Here is a 23127-nt window from a genome sequence, read left to right on the forward strand (position 1 = left end):
GCGCCACGCCCGACACGATGGCGTGGGACTCCCGCACCAGGCGCGTGGTGATGATCTACCTGCCGCTCGCCTGCTTCGTCCTGATCCTGCTGTTCCCGTTCTACTGGATGGCGATCACCTCGTTCAAGCCGAACGCGGAGCTGCTGAACTACAAGGAGCACAACCCGTTCTGGATCACGTCGCCGACGCTCGCGCATATCAAGCATCTGCTGTTCGACACGTCCTATCCGCGCTGGCTGAAGACCACCATGATGGTCGCGATCGGCTCGACCTTCCTGTCGCTGTTCGCATCGACGCTCGCGGCCTACGCGATCGAGCGGCTGCGCTTTCGCGGCAGCCCCTATGTCGGCCTCGGCATCTACCTCGCCTATCTGGTGCCGCCGTCAATCCTGTTCATTCCGCTCGCCACCGTGATCGTGCAGTTCGGCCTGTTCGACTCGCCCCTGGCGCTGATCCTGGTCTACCCGACCTTCCTGGTGCCGTTCTGCACCTGGCTGCTGATCGGCTATTTCAAGTCGATCCCCTACGAGCTCGAGGAATGCGCGCTGGTCGACGGCGCGACGCGGCTGCAGATCCTGTGGCGGATCACGCTGCCGCTCGCGGTGCCCGGCCTGATCTCCGCCGGCATCTTCTCCTTCACGCTGTCCTGGAACGAGTTCATCTACGCGCTCGCCTTCATCCAGAGCGGCGCCAACAAGACGGTGCCGGTCGCGATCCTGACCGAGCTCGTCACCGGCGACGTCTACCAGTGGGGTGCGCTGATGGCCGGCTCCCTGCTCGGCTCACTGCCGGTCGCGCTGTTCTACTCGCTGTTCGTTGATTATTACGTCTCGTCGCTGACGGGGGCGGTGAAGGAGTAGCGGGGTTTCGGCTGCATCGAAGCCAGCCCACTCCATTCCCGTCATCCTGAGGTGCGAGCCTCTTCGGCGAGCCTCGAAGGATGAATCGGCCCGGCCGGTGGCCGTCGATCCTTCGAGGCTCGCTTCGCTCGCACCTCAGGATGACGGGGAGAGAGAGTGCCGCCTGGCCGAATGAGATCTGACGCTACCGCGGCACGAACGCGACCGGCACGGAAAACCCCATCGAGCCCTGCGTGATCTCCGCCGGAAACGCCGGGAACGGCTGCGCCTGTCGCAGCATCGCCAGTGCCCGCGCGTCGAAGGTCGGATTGCCGGAGGAGCCGCCGAGATGGCTCGACAGCATCTGCCCGCCGCGGCCGAGCGTGAACACCAGCCGGACCACGCCGCGCTGGCCGTTGCCGGCGGCCGGATAAGAGTGGAAGCGCAGCAGATGCGCGCGGACGCGGGCGTTGTAGGCCGCGATCGCTGACGCCGCGGCACCCGCGCTGATCGCGGACGCCGCCGGCGCCTGCCGCTCGGCCGGGCTCGGCGCGCTGGTGCGCGGCGCCGGCGTCGCCTCCGACGGCTTCTTGGCCTCGCGACGGACGACCTTCGGTTTGATGGGTTCAGCCTTGTGCTCCGGAACGACTTTCGCGGGCTCGGGTTTCGGCGGCGTGACCTGCTGCTTCTGCTCCGGCGGCGCAGCCACGTCAGACTTCTCCTGCAGCGGCGTCGGCGCGATCTCCTTTTGCACGGGCTGTGCCGCGGCGGGCTCCGGTGGCGAGGCGTCGGCCTCCTGCATCGCCGGGCCCGGCGGCAGCTCGGTCTCCGAAATCGTCGGTGCCGAAGTGATCGGCGTCAAATCGACGAGCACCGCCGGCACCGCGACGCCCGGCGGCGGTGCCAAGACCCATGTCATGCCGAGCGCGAGCAGCGCCGCATGCGCCGCCAGGATCGCGGCGGCCGACAGGCTCCAGCGCCGCAGCCTGATCTCGTCGCCTCCATCATGAAGCGCATAGGCGTTCATCGAAATCAGCTTCGCCCGTCGAGCCCGACCAGCGCGATCTTGAGATAGCCGGCGTTGCGCAACAGGTTCATCACCTCCATCAGGTCGCCATAGCTGACCGCCTTGTCGGCGCGCAGGAAGATGCGTTCGTCCTTCTTGCCCTGCGTGGCGCCATCCAGCGCCGATGTCAGCGCATCGCGCGCGATCACGTTCTCACCGACCGCGACCGACAGGTCGGGCTTCACGGTGACGAACACCGGCCTGTCCGGCCGCGGCTGCGGCTCGGCGGTCGAGGCCGGCAGATCGACGCCGAGATCGACGGTGGCGAGCGGGGCTGCCACCATGAAGATGATCAGCAGCACCAGCATCACATCGATGAACGGCGTGACGTTGATCTCATGCGCCTCGACCAGGTCGTCGTCGCCGCGACGCCGGCCGAACGCGCCGCCAGTGCCAAGCTTCGCGCCCATCGCCTACTCCGCGGCGCGCGCCAGCCGGAACAGGCTGCGATCGCCCTCACGGCTGACCAGCAGCATCACCATCACGGAGGCGTCGCCGAGCAGCGCGCGGTACGACGCAATCGAGCGGGTCAGATGATTGTAGATCACGACCGCCGGGATCGCTGCGACGAGGCCGAGCGCGGTCGCGAGCAGTGCCTCCGCGATGCCGGGCGCGACCACCGCGAGATTGGTGGTGTGGGCCTCGGAGATGCCGATGAAGGCATTCATGATGCCCCACACCGTGCCGAACAGGCCGACGAACGGCGCGGTGGCCCCGATGGTGGCGAGCACCCCGGTGCCGCGCGCGATCTGCCGCGACATCGCCGCCTCGACCCGCTCCAGCCGCAGCGCGATGCGCTCCCTGAAGCCGTCATCGAAGATGCCGCCGGAAAGCGCTGCCTCGCGCGAGGCCGACTGCACGATCTGCGCCACGGCATCGCTGCCGTCGCGGCTCGCCTGCTCGACCTCGGCAAGCTGGGTGTCGCGCTCAAGCAGGCCGATCCGCTGCCGCGCCAGCATGGTCTTGCGGCGGATCTCAATGGTCTTTGCAAGCCAGACCGTCCAGGTCGCGAGCGAGGCGAAGGCGAGCCCGATCATGACCGCCTTCACGACGATGTCGGCGCTCTCGAACATGCCCCAGGGCGAGAGGTTGCGCGGCAGCAGCGCAGCGTCGGCTGCGCCACGGCAGGCAGATGGAAACGTTGCGGTCATCGCGATCGACGCAAGCGCCGCCGACACTCTACTTCCCCTCCCGAACGTTTCGTCTCGCATATCCACCTCCACGCGCTCCAAATCGAGAGCCTGTCCCCTCTTCACCTCGCCCCGCTTGCGGGGAGAGGCATAGGCCGCCGAAGGCGGCCGTCCCCGAGAACGCCGAAGCTGAGCTTCGACTATGTCGCATCGCAGATGCGATCTGGGTGAGGGGGATTCTCCAAGCACTGCGCTCGCGGAGAGTCCCCCTCACCCCGACCCTCTCCCCGCAAGCGGCGAGAGTGGGAAGAATTCTCAGCCCGGTTTCGGCGCGAGGCGAGCCGCCAGCGCGTGGAAGCGCGCCAGCTGATCGCCGCGCAGGGCACGCGTCTCGTCGCGGCCGACGAACACCTTGAACATGATGCCGCCGTCGCGATTGATGAAGGCGATGAAGGCCGACACCTTGCCCATGAAGGGCCGCTCGACGAAGGCGATCGCGGCGCAGCGCTCGTGCCTGAGATGGCCGTGCAGCCCCTTCGGCTGCATCAGGTTGAAATAGCCGCGGCCGACTTCGCCTTTCGGAACGGCGCCGGTGAATTCGAAGATCGCGTCATCGGTATGCACGATCAGCGTCACCTCGCCCCACTCCGCGATGTCCTGCATCGCGGCCGCGAATTCGCCGCCACCGATCCGCACCATGCTCTCGGGCAGCGCCTCGAGCACCGCGCGCGGCGTCACCTTGCGCTCGCGCGCGACATCCTCGATCACAGCGCCGGGATTGTCGGCCATGTAGGCCTTCAGCGCTGCATGCTCCGAATGCGACACAGCCGCCTCCGTCACGCCGGGCTCTTCGCGCGCTCGGTGATCAGCACCTCAAACCCTTCGAATTTGGGATGGCCGAGATAGAGGCTGCCGCCGGTCTCGTTGCCGGCGCGGGAATGGGCGCGGCGGAACGCATCCGACTTGGTCCAGTCCTCGAACGCGGTCTTGCTGGCCCACACCGTGTGGGTCGCATAGAGCGTGTGGTCCTCGGCCTCGGGGCCCTTCACGAGGTGAAACTCGATGAAGCCCGGCAGATCGCCGAGATAGGATTCGCGGGTCTTCCAGACCGTCTCGAATGCCTGTTCCTTGCCCTTGATCACCTGAAACCGGTTCATTGCGATGAACATGAAAGCTCTCTCCTGTTTGACGGCGGATGCACGGAATCCTGCCGGTTGATCTCGTTGATATCATGAATGCGCCAAAGCCGCGCTGGGGGCACCAGCGCGGCCGGAGCAACCTGGATGAAATGATCGGCTCGTCGCGTTACGCTCCACCAAGGTGAATCTTCAGCCCGGCCTTGTAGACGGTGCCCGGACCGGGGCTCGAGAACAGCACGTCGTTCTGCGTCGTGCCGTCGGTCGAGGAGCCCGGGATCGCATAGGGCCGGTAGTACTGGTTCAAGAGGTTGTCGACCGACGCCGTGAAGGTGATGTCCTTGGTGGCGTTCCAGGTCAGGTAAAGATTGACCAGCTCGTAGCCAGTCGAGGGCAGATAGCCCGCCGGCAGATCGTTGTTGGCGCCGAACGAGGACCATTGCGCGGCAATGATCAGCGAGCGGTCGAGCAGGCGAACACCGCCGGTCGTCGTCACCTTGCGCGGCGTGATGGTGGCGAGCCCGACATTGGTCTCGGTGTTCCGGCCACGCATCAGGTGGCCGGCGACGCCGACGAACCAGTCGCCCGCGTCATACATGGTCTCGAGCTCGAAACCCTCGATGCGGGCGTGGGCGATGTTCTGGTACTGGTAGAACTGGCTGAAGCGTCCGAACGGCGTCGTGGTCGGCGCCGACGCGACGAGGTCGATATAGCCGTCGACGTCGTTGCGGAACACGTTGATCTTGCCGCGGAACGAGTCGTTCGCGGAGAAGATGCCGTCGTACTTCAGATTGATGCCGGCTTCCTTGTTCTTGCCGACCTCCGGCCGCAGCGCCGCATTGGGCAGGAAGCAGAACAGGCCGCTGGTGCCGTCGGGGCAGTTGAACAGCGCCGGCCCGCCGCCGGTGGCATGGCCGCCCGCGATCAGGGTCTCGGTGATCGACGGCGCGCGATAGCCTTCGGCATAGCTCACGTAAGGTGTGAAGCCCGCAACCGGGGTGACGCCGAGCGTGATCTTCGGCGACAGCCGGTCGCCGCTGGTCGTGGTGTTGATCGAGTTGAGCTCGTAACGGTCGTAGCGGACGGCGCTGACCAGCTCGAGCCAGCTCGAATAGTTCTGCTTCAGCTGCACGAAACCGCCGGACACCGTGCGCTGGCCGCTCGGTGTCGTGATGTTGGAGTTGCCGCGGGAATCGAAGGTCTCGACATCATCGCGGAAGGCATCGAAGCCGTAGGTCACGGCATTGCGCCAGTCGCCGACATTGAAGCGCGAGGTGTTGTTGACGTCGAGGCCGACTGTGTCGAGCGAATAGCCGCGCTTGTCGCCGACGCAGCCGGAGATGTTGTTGCCGGGATTGGCCAGCGTGCAGACCCCGCCGCCTGACGTGATGCGGTTGTTGTAGGTCTTGACCTGGTCGTTGTCGGTACGGTTGCCGTAGACCGAGATGTTCCAGTCAAACAGCATGTCGTCGGGCTTGGAATATCGCCAGCTCAGCGTGCCCGTGTAGTTCCTCGCGTCCGACGCATAGACCGAGGAGCCCGCGATCGCGGCCGGCGGCGCCGCGGTCGTGGTCGGGCCGCGGTTCGGCTGGCCGATATTGTACTGGTAATCCTGGAAGACGCCGCCGATCTTGAATTCGTGGCCTTCGGCCGGGCGGATCGTCACCTTCATCAGGCCGGCCGCAATGTCGTTACCGGTGTTGCCGATCTCGGTGCCCGCCCCGTCCTTGTAATTGCTCTGGGTGCGGTAGACCGCGCCGCCGAACACATCGACATTCGGATCGGCGCGCACGCCGCCGAACACCGAGCCCATGCCGCGGTCCTTGTTGGATCCGTACGAGCCCGACATGTCGACGCCCCAGCGCTCGCCGGGGCGCACCACATCGTCGATATCCTTGGTGCGGAACGAGACCACGCCGCCGATCGCGCCGGAGCCGTAGATGTTCGCGGTCGGGCCGCACACCACGTCGACGCCGCCGATCAGTTCGGGATCGAGGAAGAAAGAGCCGTTGGCGTTGTGCCCGGTGTGCTGATAGTTCTGCCGCGCACCGTCGACCACGACAGCGACCCGGCCGAAATCCTGCAGGCCGCGGATGTTGACGACGGTCGCCGGATCGTCACCGCGCTCCTGGAACGAGACGCCGGGCACGTTATAGAAAATGTCGGAGACCCGGTTCGGCTGCAGACCCTGGATCTTCTCCAGCGTGACGGAGCTGACCGGCGCCAGCGCGTCGATCGCGCGCTCCTCGGTCTTGGAAGCGACCGCCGTGATGGTGTCGAGCGACTGCACCGGCACCGCGCCGATCTGCGCACGCGCATTCATCACAGGCTGCGCCGCCTGCGGTGCGACCGCGGGCTTCGGCTTCCGCTTGGCCTGCTTCGGCCGCTCGGTCGCGGGACGCACAGCCGAAGCGTCGACGGCTTGTGCGAAACTGCTCTCCGGCAATGCTGCCGAAAATGAAAACACCGACGCACCCAAAATCAAGGCGCGCGAAACCCTAGCCCCGTCAGCCATTCTAGCCCCAGCCCGATCATCGCTTTTCTGGTTTGGCTGGCGTGCGCTCCACCGAGCGGCTTGCTGGCTACGTTGCGATGCAGGCCACAGTCCCGCATCGTGTGCTGATTGGTTACGAGCCGGCAACAAAACGGTCAAGAATGCGGCGGCGCTGTTTACATCGATTGTAAAGTGCAGCCGTTGGAATGCGCCTTCGCCCGCTTATACAAGCAAGCCAGCATTTGAATTCGAAGGCGCAGCACCACGCGAATGTCGGCAACTTCCGGAGACAATATCGGCGCGGCGGGAAAACCGGCCGTATCAGCGCCTGACGCGGCGAAAACACTCGTGATGCGTGGCAACCGTCTCGACAGTCGCGAGCTGTTCGCGGCCGAGCGCGAGATCATCATCACGCACGGCGACGAGCAATACCGGTTGCGGCTGACCTCGCAGAACAAGCTGATCCTGACCAAGTGACGGCCCCAATGACAATTTGTCGCACGTTCGCTCTGCTCGCCTTCTGTCTGCTGCCGATCGGCGGTGCCACCGCCGAGGGCATCACCGTGCACGACGCACGCGACCGCGACGTCGTGATCGACGATCCGACGCGGATCGTCTCGATCGGCGGCGCGATCACCGAGATTCTCTATGCGCTCGGCTTCGAGGACCGCATCGCCGGCGTCGATGCCACCAGCCTCTACCCGCCGGCGGCGCTGCGCGACAAGCCCGACGTCGGCTACATGCGCCAGCTGTCCCCGGAAGGCGTGCTCGGCTTGCATCCGTCGCTGGTGCTCGCGGTGCAGGGCTCCGGACCGAAGGAGACCATGGACGTATTGGAGGCCGCCAAGGTGCCGCTGGTGCTGGTGCCCGAGACCTTCTCGGAAGCCGGGCTGGTTGAGAAGATCAAACTGGTGGGCCACGCCATGGGCGCCGACCCACGGGCCGCTTGCCTGGCCACGGCCGTGGAGAGCGATCTCGGCCAGCTCCGCACACTGAGCGCCAAAGTGGCAAAGCCGGTACGCGTGATGTTCGTGATGTCGCTCCTGAATGGCCGGGCGCTGGCCGCGGGTCACAAGACCGCCGCGGACGAGATCATCCAGCTTGCCGGCGGCATCAATGCGATCGACGGTTACGACGGCTACAAGCCGGTCAACGACGAGGCCATCGTGGCCGCAAAGCCGGATGTCGTGCTGTCGATCGATCGCGGTAAGGACTCGCTGACCTCGGACGCCGTGTTCGCGCATCCCGCGTTCTCGCTGACGCCGGTCGCAGCCAACAAGGCCTTCATCTCGATGGAAGGGCTTTATCTGCTGGGCTTCGGGCCGCGTACTGCGGCTGCGGCGCGCGACCTGTCGGTCAAGCTCTACCCGGCGCTGGCGGTCGAGGCCGACACCTTCAAGCCAGCAGCGCTGACCGCGAACTGCCGGCAATGAGCGTGCTCGCCGAACGCCCCACGCGTGCGAAACAGCGACGCGCCGGCATGTCGCTGCGGCCGGCGGCGACACTCACCCTGCTCTGCATGTGTGCCGTGCTCGGCGCGACCATCCTGGTGGCGCTGACGGTCGGGGCCGCCGGCATTCCAATGGCGCGGCTTCCGGCTGCGCTCGGGCTATGGGCTGACGGCGCAGCGAACCCGCTGCTCGCGCGCGACCAGCTCGTGGTGTGGTCGATCCGGATCCCACGGATCGCGGCGGCCGCGATGGTCGGCGGTTTGCTGGCGGTCTCCGGCGCGATCATGCAAGGCCTGTTCCGCAACCCCCTCGCCGACCCTGCGCTGGTCGGCGTCTCCTCGGGCGGCGCGTTTGCCGCGGCGGCCGCGATCGTCCTCACCGACAGCCAGCTCGGCGAGAGCCTGCGCTTCCTGCAACATCAATTGCTGCCGATCGCGGCCTTCGCCGGCTCGCTGATCACGACCATCGTGCTGTACGGTATCGCGAGCCGCGGCGGCCGCACCTCGATCGCGATCTTCCTGCTGGCCGGGCTTGCGATTGCCGCGATCGCCAATGCCGGCATCGGCCTCCTGGTGTTCGTCGCCGATGACCGCCAGCTCCGCGATATCACCTTCTGGATGCTGGGTTCGCTGAGCGGCGCGACCTGGAGCAAGCTCACCGCGCTGGCGCCGGTACTGGCGGTTGCGCTGATCGCCTGCCTCTCGATCGCACGCGGGCTCGACGTGCTGGTGCTCGGCGAGGCCGAGGCGTTCCACAGCGGCGTCGACGTCGAACGGCTGAAGCGGATCTCGATCGTGCTGGTGTCGGCGATGACCGGCGTCGCCGTCTCGGTCTGCGGCGTGGTCGGGTTCGTCGGCATCGTGGTGCCGCATCTGCTGCGGCTGGTGATCGGACCCGGGCACCGGCTGCTGCTGCCGGCGTCCGCGCTGTTAGGTGCAATCCTGCTGGTCGGCGCCGACACGGTGGCACGCACCATCGTGGCGCCGGCGGAAATGCCGATCGGCATCCTGACCGCCGCGATCGGCGCGCCGTTCTTCCTCGCCATGCTGCTGCGCCAGCGCAACCTGGTGTCGTTATGACCGCCCTGCTCGAGGTGCAGTCGGTATCCATGACCGTCGGCGGCACGACCCTGGTTGATGCCGTCTCGCTGCAGATCAAGGCCGGCGAGATGGTCGCGATCGTCGGGCCGAACGGCGCCGGAAAATCGACGCTGTTGCGGATGCTGTCCGGCGACCTCCGCCCGTCGCACGGAACGATCAGGCTCAGGCAGCGCGACCTCACCGCCTACGGTCCGCGTGCGATGGCGCAGCACCGTGCGATGCTGTCGCAGCAGGTCAACGTCAGCTTCCCGTTCACGGTCGAGGAAATCGTCAGCATGGGCGCCGGCGAAAGCCCGCGTGTGGTGACGCGTGCGCTGGTCACTGCCGCGCTGGACGAGGTGGGGCTTTCGCGTTTCCGTTTCAGGCAATTGCCGACGTTGTCCGGCGGCGAGCAGCAGCGTGCGCATTTCGCCCGCGTGCTGGTGCAGCTCGCCTGCGGCGAGGCGCTGCACGGTCCCGGCCTGTTGCTGCTGGACGAGCCGACCTCGAGCCTCGATCTGCGGCATCAGATCGACCTCGTCGAAACCGCACGGCGACGCGCCGCGCGCGGCACCGCCGTGATCGCGATCCTGCACGACCTCAACCTCGCGATGCGGTTCGCCGATCGCATCCTGCTGCTGCACCGCGGCCGGCTTGCCGTCGACGGTGACCGAACCGCCGCGATGAAAGCCGAAACGCTGCGCGAGGTGTTCGAGATCGACGCTGCGATCGACACCACCGGAGACGGCGTGCCGTTCCTGCTGCCACAGACCATGCGGCCCGCCGGCAAGGCGACGTAACGCCGCAAGGCTTATCCCGCAGCAACATCGGCGATTCACAAAACTGTCAGCCGGCTGTAACAGGCGGCTCGGAGAACACCGCATCGTTTGTCCTTTGGGAGATCAACCATGCGCCCGTCACTGCTCTGCTCCGTCGCCTCGCTGCTGCTCGTCACATCGGCGTTGGCGCAAAGCGAGGGGGAGTTTCCCGCGACACTGGCAGGACACGCCGTGATGCCGGCGGAGAGCTTCATCGACGCGCCCGCCGATGCTCCTGCTGATCTGAAGACGTCGGGCAAGTACACCACCGGCAAGCGCGTCGATGCGATCGGCACCGTGATGGGCAAGTCCTACGAACGGCCGACCGGCGTGTCGCTGCCGTTCAAGGGCCAGCCGCTGCAGGGCCATTCCGGCATCAAGGCGATGCCCGACGGCTCGTTCTGGGTCATCACCGACAACGGCATGGGCTCGCGCTACAACTCGGCGGACTCGATGCTCTATCTGAACCGCTACAAGATGGACTGGGCGAGCGGCAAGATCGAGCGCCAGGAGACCGTGTTCCTGCACGATCCCGACAAGAAGGTGCCGTTCCGCATCGTGCATGAGGACACCACCAAGCGCTACCTCACCGGTGCCGACTTCGACACCGAGGGCTTCCAGATCATCAACGAGACATTCTGGATCGGCGACGAGTTCGGGCCCTATATCCTCAAGGCCGACAAGACCGGCAAGATCCTCGCCGTGTTCGAGACGGTCGCCGACGGCAAGCCGGTGCGCTCGCCGGATCACTGGGCGGTGCAGTCACCCGGCGCGCCCGGCGCTTCCTACAGCAACGTCAATCTGCGCCGCTCCAAGGGCTATGAGGGCTTTGCCTCCTCCAAGGACGGCAAGTTCCTCTACGGCCTGCTCGAAGGGCCGCTGTGGGATGCCGACAAAAAGGACTGGGAGAAAGTCGACGGCAAGGAAGCCTCCCGCATCCTCGAATTCGACGTCGCCGCAGAAAAGTTCACCGGCCGCTACTGGCACTATGTGTTCGAGCAGAACGGCAATGCGATCGGCGACTTCAACATGATCGATCCGGCCCAGGGCCTGGTGATCGAGCGCGACAATGGCGAGGGCACTGCCGACAAGGCCTGCCCGCAAGGCCAGCGCGGCGAGAATTGCTTCGCAGACATCGCCAAGTTCAAGCGCGTCTACAAGATCGAGCTGTCCGACGCCAATGTCGGCAAGCCGGTGCGCAAGATCGCCTATATCGACCTCTTGAAGATTCGCGATCCGGACAAGAAGGCCCGCAAGCCGCTCAATGACGGCGTCTACACCTTCCCGTTCTTCACCATCGAGAACGTCGACCGGGTCGACGAGACCCACATCATCGTCGGCAACGACAACAATCTGCCGTTCTCCTCGAGCCGCGATCCGAACAAGGCCGATGACGACGAGTTCGTGCTGCTCGAGGTCGGCGATTTCCTGAAGGCGAAGTGAGGGGCGTCTCGCCACAAATAGCGTTGTCGTCGCCCGGCTCGACCGGGCGACCCAGTATTCCAGAGACGTTTGTGTTCAACCGATAAGCCGCGGCGTACTGGATGCCCCGCTCAAGGCGGGGCATGACAGCGAATTGGCGGAAGCAGTCCCGTCATCCTCAGATCAAAGCGGGCTCAATCCGGCGGTTGTCCTGCAATTGCCCTTCTACCGACGCGCTAGATGATGGTAGCCTCGGCCGATACTTGAGTCGCTTTGGGGCAAACCATGCAGGAAAAATCCAGCCTGACCTATATCGAGGCGCTGATCGCCGCGGGCTTTGTCGCATATCTGAGCTGGGACCAGAGCTGGGGGCTTCCGCCGGGGCTCGTCGCGTTGATGCTCGGCGGCGGCGTCTACCTTGCCTACCTGTGCCTGATGCGATGGCTGGTGAAATCTCATCAAAACAGCTATCAGCTCGTCGCGACGATCCTGGCCGCTGGGTGGGGCGTGCTGGCTTATCTGGTCACCGCTGCGCTGCAGGCAGGATTCGCCAATCAGATACCCGGCTCGCTGCTGGTGCATCTGTGGCCCTGGATCGCGGCGATCGCCGCTTTCTTTGGCGCACTCGCCAGCAAGGTGCGCTTCATGGACGATGTGCGCGACTATGTCCTCGGCCGCCGCGCGCGCTGGGACAATCAGCAATGGCTGGAGGAGAACGCGGGCTTCTAGTCCGCGTTCTCGCACCAAGCGTCACGCCTACTTCGTCCGATAACTTCCGAACGTCGCGTCGTTCACCTGATGCAGGTCAGCCCGCAGGCACCATCACGACGCCCTTGTCCTTTGGCCAGCGCAACCGCCAGGCGAAATTGACATCGCGGACTTCGCCGGCCTTGGCCTCGAACGCCCACTCCAGCACGCCGCGCTTGTCGCGCAGGTTAGTGGTGGTCGCCGGCGTCGACGACGGCAGCATCTCGACCACGATATCGTCGTTCTCGCTGACCGGAAGCTGGTCCTGGATCGCGACCTTGATCGGGAAGTCGTGGCCGTTGCGCACCGTGGTCTTGAAGGCGCGCTCGTCGGTCTTCGACGTCGTCACGATCAGGCCGGCGGAGCCTTCGTTGCGCTTCACGACCGCGCGCTCGATCTTGACCTTGTCGTCGGCGCCGAAGCCGAGCCGCACGGTCTCGTCCTTGGCGGCGGTCGCCATCCGGCTGCGGCCGACAAAGATGCCGTCGCGGTAGATCGAGACAAGCCCGGGCAGCAGCGGCGCGTCGTCGGCCTGCACGAAGCTCGCCTCCAGGAACGCGGTCGGGTCGATCACCGGGACGGCGCGGATGGCGAGATCGGGAGTGATCGTGGCCGTCGAGATGCGCAAGCTCTTGGCGCCCTCGTTGGCCGTGACGCTGACGCGGCCGGGAACCTTGAACGTGGCCTGGAAGGCGCCGATCTCGGGGGTTGCCTGTTGCTCGTCAAGGGCCGTTCCTGCGCCAAGGCGGAATTCCTCGAGCGCGGCGGCCGCCGGAGCGGGCGCAAGCGCGGATCGCTGTTGCACGCTGTCAAGCAGCTTGCCGGCCATGGCCGGCCGCGGCGGCTGCGGGTACTGCACGATCAGCGAATGGAGATCGGGCGCGTTGCCGCCGCGCGCGACGCGGACGGTGGAGACGACGAGCGCGACGTTCGACCAGTCCTCGCCGGTGGTCTGGGTGATCTCGGCGCGGCGCACCAGCTCGATCGCGGGCTTGCGGTCCTTGGTCCCGGTATCGAGACGGGCGTCGTAGAGCGGCGTCCAGCGCGCGTTGCGCACCGCATAGGTCACCCGCAGCGTCGCGCGGGTGGCAGCGGCGGAGGCCAGCTCGATCCGCACCTCGAGCTTGCTCGGCGGCTTGGCGGCGCGCTCCGCTTCAAGCCGCACGATCTCGCGATCGATGTCGCGCTGCTTGCGCGCGGCGTCGCGGATCGCATTGTCGGCGGTCGCGACCTCGTCGCCGACCGCCGAGAACGCGGCGCGCCACTCGCTGACCGGACGCGCCTCGCCCTTCTCGCCGATCCCGACCGGCGCGGCCTCGGCGAAATGTTCGGCGAATTTGCGCCGCGCCTCGGCCGAGGTGATGATCCCCTGCAGATCCTCGCGCTGGTCTCGCAGCGCCTCGATCCGCTTGTCGATCTCAGGCAGGTTCGTGGGCGACACCGGGCGCGGCTGCCGCGCGTCGATGGCCCCGATCGTCAACCTGGCGCCAGCCTCGCCTTCCACCCGCAGCGAGCCCGTGTCGAGCGCCATCGGGAAATCCCTGGCGATGAGGGTGTTGTCGCCGGCGGGCAGATCCAGCGTGATGACGCGGGTGACGCTCGCGCCATCGGGATAGACGGTCACGGCATCGACCTGCGACGCCGCATCGAGATTGGCCGCCTGCAGCGGCCCGGCAACCAAACTACCCACCAGCACCAGGCTGGTGGTCACAAGACAATTCGCGATCCTTCGCATGACATCCCTCCGGAAAAAACGCCGCATGGCGCGCGAGACGAACGGCGCGCCGGGCTCGAAGGCGCGCCGTTTCTCGTGGTGAGACGCAGCGAGGAAGGGACTGGTTCGATTGGGGTTTCCCTGCGGCACGACAATGGCAGCGGCACGGCCGCCGGATGGCGCGGCGATGACTTGCAGGCGTCAGCGATCCGCGCGACGCCGGATGAACAGGTAATTCGGCACGAAGCCGGCAACGGTGATCGCGATCATGATCCACCAGCCGCGATGAAACGCCGCGATCCGCTCGGTCATCGAGACCGGGGTTGCCAGGATCGCGACAAAGATCGCGACGCCGATCGCCAGCGCCGCCTGCCGGACCATGTTGATGACGCCGGAGCCGGTGGCAAACGACGAAGGCGGCAGCGAGCCGGCGCCGACGCCCATCAGGGTCGGAAAGGTCAGCCCGACGCCGATACCGGTGAACATCATGCCGACCACAAAGGCGGGCATGTCGGGGTCGGCCCCAAGCAACGTTGCCCAGATCGCCAGACCGCCGGCGAACGATGCGATCCCGGCGGACACAACGGCCGCGGCGCCAAATCGCGCGATCAGGCGTCGGGCAAACAACAGCGAGGTGAACGGGACAAGCAGCGGACCCGGCGCGATCGCAAGGCCGGTCTTCAGCGCCGACCAGCCCCACACGGTTTGCTCCCACAACGCCACCGACAGCAGCATGGCGCCGAAGGCCGCCGAGTAAGGCGCCATGACCAACGTCGCCCCGGTGAACGGCCGCACCTTGAACAGCGCAGGATCGACGAAGGGGTTCTTCGAGTTGAGGCAGTGCCACGCAAAGGCAGCGAGCGAGACGGCTGCGATGGCAAAGCCAAGCAAGACGCCGCGCGAACCCCATCCCCAGTCATTGGCCTTCACGATCGCAAGGGTGAGCGCACCGATGCCGCAGGTGACCAGTAGCGCCGCCCATGAACTCGGACGCGGCACCTCATGCCCGGGCACTTCCGGCAATTTCAGCCAACCGATGATCAGTGCGACGATGCCGATCGGGACATTGACGATGAAGATCCAGCGCCAGTCGAAGGTGACCAGCACGCCGCCCGCCAGCGGCCCGAGCGCGGCCGCAAGGCCGCCGATCGCGGTCCAGGTCCGCACCGCCCCGGCGCGCTGCTCGGGCGGAAACGACGCCAGCAGCAGGCCGATCGAGGTCGGCGTCATCAACGCCGCACCGGCGGCCTGCGCGATGCGGGCGGCGACCAGCAATTCGACGTCAGGCGCAAGCGCGCAAGCCGCCGACGCGACGGTGAACAGCGCGACGCCGAGCAGGAAGCTGAGATTGCGGCTGTGGCGCTCCGCCAGCCGGCCGAAAAACACCAGCAGCGCCGCATAGACGATCGCGTAGGCGTTGAGGATCCAGGACATATCCTCGAGCGAAGCACCGCGAAACTCCTGCGCGATGTTCGGCAGCCCGACATTGACGATGAACAGGTCGAGATTGGCGAGACAGATGCCCACCGAGACGATCGCGAGCACCTGACGCGGTGTTGCGACGCGGGATCGCCGCGCATCAGTCCCGATCGCCAGCCCGATCGTCTCCGCCTCGATCTCAGACATCATACTCTCCAGATACGTGCATATGCATCTATTGCAGATAGGTGCATATGCATGTATATGTCAAGTCCAGTTTGGAGGCAGCGATGGCGAAGATGGAACCCAGCCGGTGCAATCTCACGGCGTTGCGCAAGGCGACGCGGCGGGTGTCGCAGCTCTATGATCAGGTCCTTGCGGCATCCGGGCTGCGCGGCACGCAACGCGCCATCCTGGTCTATGTCAGACGGTCGGGCGCGCCGACGATGAGCGAGCTTGCCGCAGCACTGGTGCTCGACCGCACCGCGCTCAACCACAACCTCAAGCCGCTCGAGCGCGACGGGCTGTTGACCATCACGGTCGACAAGAATGACCGCCGCAGCCGCCTGGTGCGGCTGACCAGGCGCGGCGAAGCCAGCTTGGAGGAGTCGCAGGCCGCGTGGCTCAAGGCGCAGGAGCGTTTCGAGACCGCGTTCGGCGCGAAGCAGGCGGCCGATCTCAGGCAGACGCTCGAACTGATTGCCGCGCTCGAATTCGGCGAGCGCGCGGCGGATTTGCCGGCGTCCTAAGCTTGCCGCAAACAAAAAAACGGCCCGGCGTTGCCGCCGAGCCGCTCGTTCTCACACGATCAGTATCGCGCTTAGCTGTAGATCTCGAACAGGCCCGCGCCGCCCTGGCCACCGCCGATGCACATGGTCACGACGCCCCACTTGGCCTTGCGGCGACGGCCTTCCTGCAAGAGGTGGCCGGTGAGCCGGGCGCCGGTCATGCCGAAGGGATGGCCGATCGCGATCGAACCGCCGTTGACGTTGTACTTCTCGGGGTCGATGCCGAGCTGGTCGCGCGAATAGAGGCACTGGCTGGCGAACGCCTCGTTGAGCTCCCAGAGATCGATGTCCTCGACCTTCAGGCCGTGGCGCTTCAGGAGCTTCGGCACGGCGAACACCGGACCGATGCCCATCTCGTCGGGCTCGCAACCGGCCGAGGCCCAGGCGACGAAGCGGCCGAGCGGATTGAGGCCGCGCTTCTCGGCATCCTTGGCTTCCATCAGCACCACCGCGGCGGCGCCGTCGGACAGCTGGCTGGCATTGCCGGCGGTGACGAACTTGCCCGCGCCCTTGACCGGCTCGAGCTTGGCGAGACCCTCCAGCGTCGTCTCCGGACGGTTGCACTCGTCGCGGTCGACCACATAGTCGACGATCGACTCGGCCTTGGTCGCCTTGTCGACCACCTTCATCTTGGTTTTCATCGGGACGATTTCGTCCTTGAACTTGTTGGCCTGCTGCGCCGCCGCCATGCGGCGCTGCGACTCCAGCGAATACTCGTCCTGGTATTCGCGGCTGAGCTTGTAGCGCTCGGCGACGATGTCGGCGGTGTCGATCATCGCCATGAAGATGTCGGGCGCGGTCTTGAGCAGGTCCGGATCGATCGATTCCTTCGGCGAGCCGCCGCCGGGAATCGAGATGCTCTCGACGCCGCCGGCGACGATGCAATCCGAGCCATCCGAACGAATGGAGTTCGCGGCCATCGCGATGGTCTGCAGACCCGACGAGCAGAAGCGGTTCACGGAGACACCGGCGGTCGACTTCGGCAGGCCGGCGAGCAGCGCCGCCTGACGGCCGATGTTCGGCGCGCCGTGCGCGCAATTGCCGAGGTAGCAGTCCTCGACATACTCCTTGTCGACGCCGGCGCGGTCGACCGCGTGCTTGATGGCGTGCGCGGCCAGCGACATCGGCGGGGTAATGTTGAATCCGCCACGGCCGGACTTCGCCAGGCCGGTGCGCGCGTAGGAAACGATTACGGCTTCACGCATTGTTTTCTCCCTCTGAGATCGCCGGATAGTGGCGCGTCTTGACGCCTTCGTACACATTTTTCGGCGGGCGCAACAGCCATACCAGGCGCCCCGGAACGGCAAACGCCGCCTCCGGGACCGGAGACGGCGTCATGTTCCGCAGATCGGAATTTGGAAGTGTCTGAGCGGTATCTTCCTCATCATGCCCGGGCGGGTCCCGGGCAACGACGACGACCGCTCAAACAACGTTTGAAACGCCTTCCTAGAAGGTCGGCGCCTTTTAAAAGGTGAGTGCCTTGGCCTGCTTCACCTGCGGCAGCGACTGCACCTTGGCGAGCAGCTCCGCCGGCACCGCGCCGTCGACCTCGACCAGCGCAATGGCGTCGCCGCCCTGCTTGACGCGGCCGAGATGGAAGGTCGCGATGTTGATCTTGGCATCGCCGAGCAGGCTTGCGAACGCGCCGATGAAGCCCGGCTTGTCCTCGTTGGTCACGTAGATCATCGACTTGCCGAACTCGGCGTCGACGCGAATGCCCTTGATGTCGACGAGACGCGGCTTGCCGTCGGCATAGACAGTGCCGGACACCGAACGCTCCTGCCGCTCGGTGGCGACGGTGACCGTGATCAGGCTTTCATAGTCGCTCTGCGCGGCGCGGACGACCTCGTCGACCACCATGCCGCGCTCCTTGGCGACGACGGGCGCCGAGACCACGTTGACCTCGCCCAGCATCGGCCGCAGCAGGCCGGACAGCACCGCAGAGGTGATCGCCTTGATCTTCATCTCGGCGACGTGGCCTTCATAGGTGATCGTGGTCTTGAGGATGCCGCTCTCGGTGAGCTGGCCGGCGAACGAGCCGAGCTTCTCGGCGAGTTCGATGAACGGCTTCAGCTTCGGCGCCTCTTCCGCCGTGATCGAGGGGAAGTTGACCGCGTTGGAGATCGCGCCCGACAGCAGATAGTCCGACATCTGCTCGGCGACCTGCAGCGCGACATTCTCCTGCGCCTCGGTGGTGGAGGCGCCGAGATGCGGGGTGCAGATCACGTTGGGATGGCCGAACAGCACGTTCGAGGTCGCCGGCTCCTCGACGAATACGTCGAAGGCGGCGCCCGCGACATGCTTGGAATTCAGCGCGTCGACCAGCGCCTGCTCGTCGACCAGGCCGCCGCGGGCGCAGTTGACGATGCGGACGCCCTTCTTCATCTTGGCGATCGCGACCGCGTCGATCACGTTGCGGGTCTTCTCGGTCAGCGGCGTATGCAGCGTGATGAAGTCGGCGCGCTTGAGCAGATCGTCCAGCTCGACCTTCTCGACCCCGATGTCCTTGGCGCGCTCCGGCGACAGGAACGGATCGAACGCGATCACCTTCATGCGCAGGCCGAGCGCGCGGTCGGCGACGATCGAGCCGATATTGCCGCAGCCGATCACGCCAAGGGTCTTGGCGGTGATCTCGACGCCCATGAAGCGGTTCTTCTCCCACTTGCCGGCCTGGGTCGAGGCGTCGGCCTGCGGAATCTCGCGCGCCAGCGCCAGCATCAGGGTGATCGCATGCTCGGCGGTCGTGATCGAATTGCCGAACGGCGTGTTCATCACGATGATGCCCTTGGCGGTCGCGGCCGGAATCTCGACATTGTCGACGCCGATACCGGCGCGCCCGATCACCTTGAGCCTGGTCGCCTTCTCGAGGATCTTGGCGGTCGCCTTGGTGGCCGAGCGGATCGCGAGACCATCATAATTGCCGATGATCTCGGCGAGCTTGTCCTTGTCCTTGCCGAGGTTGGGCTGGAAATCGACCTCGACGCCACGATCCTTGAAGATCTGCACGGCGGCGGGCGACAGCGCGTCGGAAATCAGAACTTTGGGTTTTGTCATCGGAAAGATCCGTTGCTGAACGATGCGTTGAATACACGACGGCCGCGGGTGCGAAACCCGCGCGGCCACTTTGCGCGATGGATGGCCGGGTCATCGGGCGAAAGACGCGCTTTGCGCTTTGGCCCGGCCATAACGAGATCGATGACTTGCTTATGCCGCCTTCGGCAGCGCGGCCTTGGTCTCCGCAAAAGCCCAGTCGATCCACTGCGTCAGCAGCGCGACGTCCTTTGCCTCGACGGTGGCGCCGCACCAGATCCGCAGGCCGGCCGGCGCATCGCGGTAATACGCGAAGTCGAAGCCGGCGTTCTCCTTCTCCACCAGCGCAACCAGCTTCTTGCAGAAGTCGGCCTGCACTTCCGAAGGAAGCGAGGTGATCGCGGGATCGGTGAACTTCAGGCACACCGAGGTGTTGGAGCGGATCGCGGGATCCTTGGCCAGGAAGTCGATCCAGGGCGTCTTCGCCTTCCAATCGGCGATCGCCTTGGTGTTGGCGTCGGCGCGCGCGATCAGGGCCTTCAGGCCGCCGATCGACTTCGCCCAGTGCAGTGCGTCGAGATAGTCCTCGACGCAGAGCATCGACGGCGTGTTGATGGTCTCGCCTTCGAAGATGCCCTGGTTGAGCTTGCCGCCCTTGGTGAGACGGAAGATCTTCGGCAGCGGCCAGGCCGGCTTGTAGGTCTCGAGCCGTTCCACCGCACGCGGGCTGAGGATCAGCATGCCGTGCGCGGCTTCACCGCCGAGCGCCTTCTGCCAGGAGAAGGTGACGACATCGAGCTTGGCGAAATCGAGCGGCTGCGCAAAGGCGGCCGAGGTCGCGTCGCAAATCGTCAGGCCTTCGCGATCCGAGCGGATCCAGTCGGCGTTCGGCACGCGCACGCCCGAGGTGGTGCCGTTCCAGGTGAAGACGACGTCCGACGCGGGATCGACCTTGGAGAGATCGGGGATTTCACCGTAAGCCGCGTTGAGCTTGGTGACGTCCTTCAGCTTCAATTCCTTGACGATGTCGCTGACCCAGCCCTCGCCGAAGGATTCCCAGGCGAGCGTGGTGACCGGTCGCGCACCGAGCAGCGACCACAGCGCCATCTCGACCGCGCCGGTGTCCGACGCCGGCACGATGCCGATCTTGTAATCGGCGGGCACCTCAAGCACCTCACGCGTCAGTTCGATCGCGAGCTTGAGCTTGGCCTTGCCGACCTTCGCACGATGCGAGCGGCCGAGGGCTGCGTCCTTGAGATTGTTGGGGTTCCAGCCGGGGCGCTTGGCACAGGGGCCGGAGGAGAAATGCGGCACATCAGGCCGCGAAGCGGGCTTCGCTGCAGTCATAATCTACCCTTCCAGATAGCTGCCTCTCGGTGGGGAGAGGTTTCCCGCGGTCGGAGATAGTGGAAAGGCTGCCAAACGTCAAGGAAGTTCAGATTTGTCCGGAGCGTTGTCACGGCTGATTGATGGGGCATCCTCGACCTGCTGGACCGCCTCCTGATCGAGCAAATCCGCCGCGAGAGTCATGATCTTAACTGCCCTGCGCCGGCTCGATATTTTCAAAATGCTCTTATCGCCGGCCTGCACGATGTACTCGTTGCCGACCCGCACGATCGAATATTCCGACATCAAAAAAAGCCCCAGTTGCCCGCCGCCCCGTGGGAGACGCCCGACATACCGGACTCGTTCCGACCCGTAAATTCACGGAGACCGGCTTAGTTTATTGGCTGTTAACCGGATAGCGCAGCGGCAGCTACCGCAGGCGTTGCCTTGTGTGCGGCACAACTCGCGCAGGTCAAAAGCGAAGCGTCATGCCGACATGGCTGCGCGCGAATCCAAGCCGTTCATAGAAGCGCTGCGCATCGACGCGGGTGTGATGCGTCAATAGCTCGACGAGCAGGCAGCCTCGTGCGCGCGCTTCGGTGACTGCCCACTGCACCAGCTTCTCGCCGATGCCGCGGCTGCGACAGTGCTTTGCCACCCGGACATCCTCGAGCAAGCCGCGCGAACCGCCTTGCGAGCTGAGGCCCGGCAGCACCGCAAGCTGCAGGCAGCCGACGACGGCGCCCTCGCCGTCGACGGCGACGACGAGCTGCAGATTGGGATCGCGTTCGACCCGCGCGAAGGCCTCGTAGTAAATTTGCGGCAACGGATCTTCGATCCGCTCGCGCGCACTGCCGAGCGGATCGTCCGCCAGCATGCCGACGATGACGGCGACATCTTCGCGGCGAGCGCGGCGGATCGTGATGGACGAGGCTTCAGTCATATCGTTGCTCACCGGAACTCAGCGCACCGCCGGCAGGCCGAGCACATGCTCGGCGTCGGCGATCCAGCGGCGGATCACGGGATAGCGTTCGAGCGCAAGGCCGCCATCTTCCGCCACGCGGGTATAGGCGAGCAGCGACACGTCGGCGAGCGAGAATGCATCGCCGACCAGGAATTGCCCGCCGGCAAGATGCCGCTCCAGATGATCGAGCGCCGCATAGCCGCGCTTGATCAGGTTCGGATCGATCTCCGACACGGCCTTGCCGAGATACACAGTTTGAAAGCGGCAGACGGCGACGTAGGGCTCGTGGCTGTTCTGCTCCCAGAACATCCAGGCATCCATCTGCGCCACGCGATAGGGATCGCCGGGGATCAGATCGCTGCCGCGCGCCAGATAGCGGATGATGGCGTTGGATTGCGCGAGCGTGCGGCCGTCATCCAGTTCGACCGTCGGCACCTGGCCCCAGCCGTTCAGCTTGAGGAATTCCGCGGTCCGGCTGCCGCCCTTCATGGTGTCGATCTCGACCCATGTGTAAGGTAGCGCCAGCCTGTCGCAGACCCATTTCACCTTCAGGCAATTGCCTGAATTGGCGTCGCCGTAGATCTTCATGTGAGGCCGCTCCCCAGCTGTCGAGCGAGAGGATCAGCGGTGATGTCGGCTGTCAATCGGACGCGTCGCCGCTTGTCAGAACTTGTAGCCGATCGCGGCACGCACGCTGTTCTGCGTGACCGACGTGTTCTTGACCGGCGAGAACTTGACGTATTCCCACTCGCCGCGCACGAATACACAGTTCCACAACATGTATTCCAGGCCGAGACCAGCGGTCCAGCCGGCAACGTAGGCGTCCGTCTTCGCATCCGTCGCGGTCTGGGCAAACTGCGGCAGCGCAAACGTGGTCGAACTTCCATCAGCAAAGTTGATCGTTCGGTTCACGGAGCTCGTGACCGTGCGCGAAACATCCATCCGGCCGACTGCGAGGCCGCCGAAGATGTAGGGCAGGAAGTCACCGGTTGCCCAGCCCGCGCGGCCGCGGAACGTCATCTCGTCCTTGAGCTTCAGCGACGCGGTCCCATTCAACGTCACGCCGTCCGCGGCAGTGGCGCCGGCCGGCAGGACCAAGTTTGGCTGAGCGACTTGAATGGGACCCAAGCTTCCGGAGGTCACTGTCGTCAGCCCGGACCAATAAGTGTAGTTCGCTTCGACACCCACCACGGCGTCGTCGAACTGCCAGTTGCGTCCGACGAATGCGCCGAAGCCCGAGCTTTGCGCATTGACCCGCCCCAGTAGATTGAATTGCGACACCGGATCCTGCAGCGTCGTGTTGCGGAAGATCGAATTGGTCAGGGATGCAACGGAGCCGCCGAAGTCGGTGTTGATCCAGGTCTGGCCGGCCTGACCGCCGACATACCAGCCGTCCCAGTTTCTGGTCGGCGCGCTGGAAGCCGGAAGACTGCCGCGAAGGAAATCGGGCATGTCGGCCGCCTGCGCGCCGGTCACCGCCCCGAACATCATCGCCGCCAGCAAGAACCTACGCATTGCAACGCTCCATCCCACTCACCGAATGCGCGCTGATCATCGCCTGTTAACCTTAACCAATCGTTGTCAGCGCCCGCTTTCGAGCACGCAAGTTGCAGAAGCTCGCCCACGCCGAGGCAAAACGAAAACGGCGCGGGATGATCCCGCGCCGTTTCAATCGTTAACCGTGAAGGTTCGAAATTAACCCTT

23 protein-coding genes are annotated in these 23127 nt (G+C 65.5%); 8 read left to right on the forward strand and 15 right to left on the reverse strand.

Annotated features, from left to right (window positions below):
• Positions 1 to 17: 17 nt before the first annotated feature.
• The gene (locus BRSPCE3_RS34530; protein WP_375710003.1) at positions 18 to 860 is read left to right on the forward strand and encodes a carbohydrate ABC transporter permease; all 843 of its coding nucleotides are present in this window, start codon (positions 18 to 20) and stop codon (positions 858 to 860) included.
• 184 nt (positions 861 to 1044) lie between these two features.
• On the opposite strand, the gene BRSPCE3_RS34535 is transcribed toward BRSPCE3_RS34530, so the two are convergent.
• The 6 genes from BRSPCE3_RS34535 to BRSPCE3_RS34560 all read right to left on the reverse strand — a co-directional run bounded on the left by BRSPCE3_RS34535 (position 1045) and on the right by BRSPCE3_RS34560 (position 6686).
• Positions 1045 to 1866, reverse strand: a complete 822-nt coding sequence (locus BRSPCE3_RS34535; protein ID WP_244071380.1) for an energy transducer TonB — start codon at positions 1864 to 1866, stop codon at positions 1045 to 1047.
• Positions 1867 to 1871: 5 nt separating this feature from the next.
• Entirely contained in the window at positions 1872 to 2315 is a 444-nt protein-coding gene (gene exbD, locus BRSPCE3_RS34540; RefSeq protein WP_244071383.1) for a TonB system transport protein ExbD, read from the reverse strand.
• A 3-nt stretch (positions 2316 to 2318) separates the two neighbouring features.
• The gene (gene exbB, locus BRSPCE3_RS34545; protein ID WP_244071552.1) at positions 2319 to 3056 is read right to left on the reverse strand and encodes a tonB-system energizer ExbB; all 738 of its coding nucleotides are present in this window, start codon (positions 3054 to 3056) and stop codon (positions 2319 to 2321) included.
• A 294-nt stretch (positions 3057 to 3350) separates the two neighbouring features.
• Entirely contained in the window at positions 3351 to 3824 is a 474-nt protein-coding gene (hutX, locus tag BRSPCE3_RS34550) for a heme utilization cystosolic carrier protein HutX (RefSeq protein ID WP_375710004.1), read from the reverse strand.
• 47 nt (positions 3825 to 3871) lie between these two features.
• Positions 3872 to 4204, reverse strand: a complete 333-nt coding sequence (locus BRSPCE3_RS34555; protein ID WP_163158910.1) for an antibiotic biosynthesis monooxygenase — start codon at positions 4202 to 4204, stop codon at positions 3872 to 3874.
• Between the two features lie 136 nt (positions 4205 to 4340).
• Positions 4341 to 6686: a TonB-dependent hemoglobin/transferrin/lactoferrin family receptor gene (locus tag BRSPCE3_RS34560; RefSeq protein ID WP_244071384.1), complete on the reverse strand. Its 2346-nt coding sequence runs from the start codon at positions 6684 to 6686 to the stop codon at positions 4341 to 4343.
• Between the two features lie 249 nt (positions 6687 to 6935).
• On the opposite strand from BRSPCE3_RS34560, the gene BRSPCE3_RS34565 reads away from it, so the two are divergent.
• From BRSPCE3_RS34565 to BRSPCE3_RS34590, 6 genes are all read left to right on the forward strand, one after another.
• Entirely contained in the window at positions 6936 to 7142 is a 207-nt protein-coding gene (locus BRSPCE3_RS34565; RefSeq protein ID WP_244071386.1) for a hemin uptake protein HemP, read from the forward strand.
• Positions 7143 to 7150: 8 nt separating this feature from the next.
• On the forward strand, positions 7151 to 8098 hold the full coding sequence (locus BRSPCE3_RS34570; protein WP_244071388.1) for a hemin ABC transporter substrate-binding protein: 948 nt from the start codon (positions 7151 to 7153) through the stop codon (positions 8096 to 8098).
• A complete protein-coding gene (locus tag BRSPCE3_RS34575) occupies positions 8095 to 9195 on the forward strand; it encodes an iron ABC transporter permease (RefSeq protein ID WP_244071390.1) in 1101 nt (366 codons plus the stop codon). Before BRSPCE3_RS34570 ends, BRSPCE3_RS34575 begins: the two co-directional genes overlap by 4 nt.
• On the forward strand, positions 9192 to 9995 hold the full coding sequence (locus tag BRSPCE3_RS34580) for a heme ABC transporter ATP-binding protein (protein WP_244071392.1): 804 nt from the start codon (positions 9192 to 9194) through the stop codon (positions 9993 to 9995). Before BRSPCE3_RS34575 ends, BRSPCE3_RS34580 begins: the two co-directional genes overlap by 4 nt.
• Before the next feature lie 108 nt (positions 9996 to 10103).
• Positions 10104 to 11456, forward strand: a complete 1353-nt coding sequence (locus BRSPCE3_RS34585) for an esterase-like activity of phytase family protein (protein WP_244071394.1) — start codon at positions 10104 to 10106, stop codon at positions 11454 to 11456.
• A 252-nt stretch (positions 11457 to 11708) separates the two neighbouring features.
• Positions 11709 to 12164 (forward strand): hypothetical protein, encoded by a 456-nt coding sequence (locus tag BRSPCE3_RS34590; protein WP_244071396.1) that lies wholly within the window; start codon positions 11709 to 11711, stop codon positions 12162 to 12164.
• A 76-nt stretch (positions 12165 to 12240) separates the two neighbouring features.
• On the opposite strand, the gene BRSPCE3_RS34595 is transcribed toward BRSPCE3_RS34590, so the two are convergent.
• Both BRSPCE3_RS34595 and BRSPCE3_RS34600 read right to left on the reverse strand, forming a co-directional pair.
• Positions 12241 to 13917 carry a mucoidy inhibitor MuiA family protein gene (locus tag BRSPCE3_RS34595; RefSeq protein WP_244071398.1) on the reverse strand — a complete coding sequence of 559 codons (1677 nt, stop codon included), beginning with the start codon at positions 13915 to 13917 and terminating at the stop codon, positions 12241 to 12243.
• Positions 13918 to 14097: 180 nt separating this feature from the next.
• Positions 14098 to 15522 (reverse strand): MFS transporter, encoded by a 1425-nt coding sequence (locus BRSPCE3_RS34600; protein ID WP_244071413.1) that lies wholly within the window; start codon positions 15520 to 15522, stop codon positions 14098 to 14100.
• 83 nt (positions 15523 to 15605) lie between these two features.
• Between BRSPCE3_RS34600 and BRSPCE3_RS34605 the strand changes: the two genes are divergently transcribed.
• The gene (locus tag BRSPCE3_RS34605) at positions 15606 to 16064 is read left to right on the forward strand and encodes a MarR family winged helix-turn-helix transcriptional regulator (protein ID WP_244071415.1); all 459 of its coding nucleotides are present in this window, start codon (positions 15606 to 15608) and stop codon (positions 16062 to 16064) included.
• Between the two features lie 71 nt (positions 16065 to 16135).
• Here BRSPCE3_RS34605 and BRSPCE3_RS34610 read toward each other — a convergent pair whose 3' ends face one another.
• The 7 genes from BRSPCE3_RS34610 to BRSPCE3_RS34640 all read right to left on the reverse strand — a co-directional run bounded on the left by BRSPCE3_RS34610 (position 16136) and on the right by BRSPCE3_RS34640 (position 22926).
• Positions 16136 to 17308: a thiolase family protein gene (locus tag BRSPCE3_RS34610; protein ID WP_244071418.1), complete on the reverse strand. Its 1173-nt coding sequence runs from the start codon at positions 17306 to 17308 to the stop codon at positions 16136 to 16138.
• Between the two features lie 259 nt (positions 17309 to 17567).
• Complete coding sequence (serA, locus tag BRSPCE3_RS34615) at positions 17568 to 19157, reverse strand: phosphoglycerate dehydrogenase (protein WP_244071420.1); 1590 nt, start codon at positions 19155 to 19157, stop codon at positions 17568 to 17570.
• Between the two features lie 150 nt (positions 19158 to 19307).
• On the reverse strand, positions 19308 to 20480 hold the full coding sequence (locus BRSPCE3_RS34620) for a phosphoserine transaminase (RefSeq protein WP_244071421.1): 1173 nt from the start codon (positions 20478 to 20480) through the stop codon (positions 19308 to 19310).
• 78 nt (positions 20481 to 20558) lie between these two features.
• On the reverse strand, positions 20559 to 20765 hold the full coding sequence (locus BRSPCE3_RS34625) for a hypothetical protein (protein ID WP_244071423.1): 207 nt from the start codon (positions 20763 to 20765) through the stop codon (positions 20559 to 20561).
• A 166-nt stretch (positions 20766 to 20931) separates the two neighbouring features.
• Positions 20932 to 21402, reverse strand: coding sequence for a GNAT family N-acetyltransferase (locus tag BRSPCE3_RS34630; protein WP_244071425.1), 471 nt, complete (start codon positions 21400 to 21402; stop codon positions 20932 to 20934).
• A gap of 18 nt (positions 21403 to 21420) precedes the next feature.
• Positions 21421 to 22011 carry a glutathione S-transferase family protein gene (locus BRSPCE3_RS34635; protein ID WP_244071427.1) on the reverse strand — a complete coding sequence of 197 codons (591 nt, stop codon included), beginning with the start codon at positions 22009 to 22011 and terminating at the stop codon, positions 21421 to 21423.
• Between the two features lie 75 nt (positions 22012 to 22086).
• Positions 22087 to 22926 (reverse strand): outer membrane protein, encoded by an 840-nt coding sequence (locus BRSPCE3_RS34640; RefSeq protein WP_244071428.1) that lies wholly within the window; start codon positions 22924 to 22926, stop codon positions 22087 to 22089.
• Between the last annotated feature and the right edge of the window lie 201 nt (positions 22927 to 23127).

The organism is Bradyrhizobium sp. Ce-3, from assembly GCF_022835695.1.
GTDB lineage: Bacteria > Pseudomonadota > Alphaproteobacteria > Rhizobiales > Xanthobacteraceae > Bradyrhizobium.